The sequence below is a fragment of the Methanoregula sp. genome (assembly GCF_002835825.1).
Lineage (GTDB): Archaea > Halobacteriota > Methanomicrobia > Methanomicrobiales > Methanospirillaceae > Methanoregula.
Genome location: NZ_PIZH01000440.1, coordinates 1 through 1,708 on the forward strand (window position 1 = coordinate 1; position 1,708 = coordinate 1,708).

General features: G+C 56.4%; 2 protein-coding genes and 1 pseudogene. All 3 read left to right on the top strand.

The window, feature by feature from the left end; genetic code table 11:
- Positions 1 to 722: pseudogene (locus CW742_RS12015) on the top strand (hypothetical protein); the annotation flags it as partial.
- Between the two features lie 141 nt (positions 723 to 863).
- Complete coding sequence (locus tag CW742_RS12020; protein ID WP_292420693.1) at positions 864 to 1,313, top strand: hypothetical protein; 450 nt, start codon at positions 864 to 866, stop codon at positions 1,311 to 1,313.
- The coding region (locus CW742_RS12025) for a hypothetical protein (protein WP_292420695.1) at positions 1,310 to 1,708 on the top strand (399 nt) is incomplete at its 3' end. The genes CW742_RS12020 and CW742_RS12025, both read left to right, overlap by 4 nt.

Sequence of the window (1,708 nt, forward strand, 5' to 3'; positions counted from 1 at the left end):
CAACCCTTGCATCGCCGGACCAGGATACGGTCAGCGGGAATCCCGGTTCATTCACCCAGGTAAAAACCCGGGAGAATTCGGCATGGGAATATACCTGGTATACCTCCGGTCTCAAACTGGATGCCGGGTCGTATACGGTCTACGCGGTGACGAAGCCGGAAACAATTGACCAGTTCAACGACCTGACAACCTATGGCACGACGAAAATCATCCACAAAAAACCCTTCATCGCTACCGCGATCTCCCCAAAGCCGGTCCTGAAAGGACAGCCGTTTACGGTCAGCGGCTCTGCAGAAGGCGACCCGCCCGCAGTCCAGCTCTGGATACTCGGCACCAACTTCTTCTCCCTCGTAACCGTCCCGGTCGATCGTGAGGCGAACTATACGTTCACTGCGGATGCAGAGTACTCCAATAAGCTTGCAGCGGGTGACTATTACCTCATCGCGGAGCATTCGATGGCGGACAACCGGTTCGACTTCACCTTTGACGGGCAATCGGTTATCGCCACGCAGGACAACAAGAACACGGTCCTCTTTAAGGCCAGGGGCCCGGGCAGCCTGCAGGGAAAGGATGCGGCAGATGCGCTCGTCTTCGCCCTGAGTGAGAACGAACATGGGAACGAGACGTATGCACGGGACACCCATGCAATCGTAGCGTTCACGGTCAATGAGACAGGAAACGCCCCACAGCGGGCACAACCCGTTGCAGCCGCTTCGGTATAACAACAGGCCCCACCGGCCCTGAGTCCACAGGTCGCATAAAGCTGGCAGCGGGCAGTTCATTCCCTCCTTTTTCCCCCTGCCGGAAATACCTGGCCAGTGATTCCCAATGTTTTTATATTGTAAATGTTAATACATTTACATATGTTCCTGCCCACGAATGAGAAACAGTTCGGGTTCTGGAAGATGCGCCGTTCCGGGATGCAGAATATCTCCATTGCCAACGCACTCGGGATTACCCGACAGGGAGTCTCCCAGGCACTCCGCGTGATGGACGAGAAGATCGAGGCCTCGCTCCGGGAGATGGCAAAGGCAAACCGCATCCAGATCGAGGGGATCGATGTGGAGAAAGGGGTGCTCTTTGGGAAATCCATACCGTTCCAGACCAATGCCTACATCTTCGTCTCCGAGAAGCACGGCATGCAGGTCTGGTACGAGCATGACGGCGACTGCGGGGCGTGCGACGAATACACGCAGTGCATCGAGTTCATCTGGGACTTTGCCTCCGAACTGGGGATCAAGATCGAGAAAACTGCCGACCCGACAAAAATGGCAGAGGAACTGCTCGCGAAAATCCGGGCGGGATCGCAATGACCCGCATAGCGGAAATTGCTGAGAACTGGTTGGGCCTGTGCCGGAAACCCCCGGTGGTCCGGACAGTGCATGCAGATTTTATTCACCTGCCCGAAAACGCCCATGAGCGTCTCCCAGGAGGCGGAAGCGGTGGATCAGGCACAATTCGCCGGGGGATCGGGGCTGCATTCTCCGGGATGCGGATCCTGAACCGGAACCGGCAGCTCCTCTGGTTCGGGCTCCTTACCGGGCTGGTGCTGGCCGGAAATGCTGTCGCCGAGGGAGCGTTCTGGTATATCAACAGGACCCTGCAACCGGATATCATCGGATATTATGCCCAGGACTTTTTCCTTAACTTTGCAACACTGTTCTGCCTGTTGCTCCTACTGGCGGGCCTTGTCTTAAGCCTCACTTCA

Coding starts and splice junctions, on each gene's coding strand:
- CW742_RS12020 (WP_292420693.1), top strand. CDS start 864: ATGTTCCTGCCCACGAATGAGAAACAGTTCGGGTTCTGGAAGATGCGC.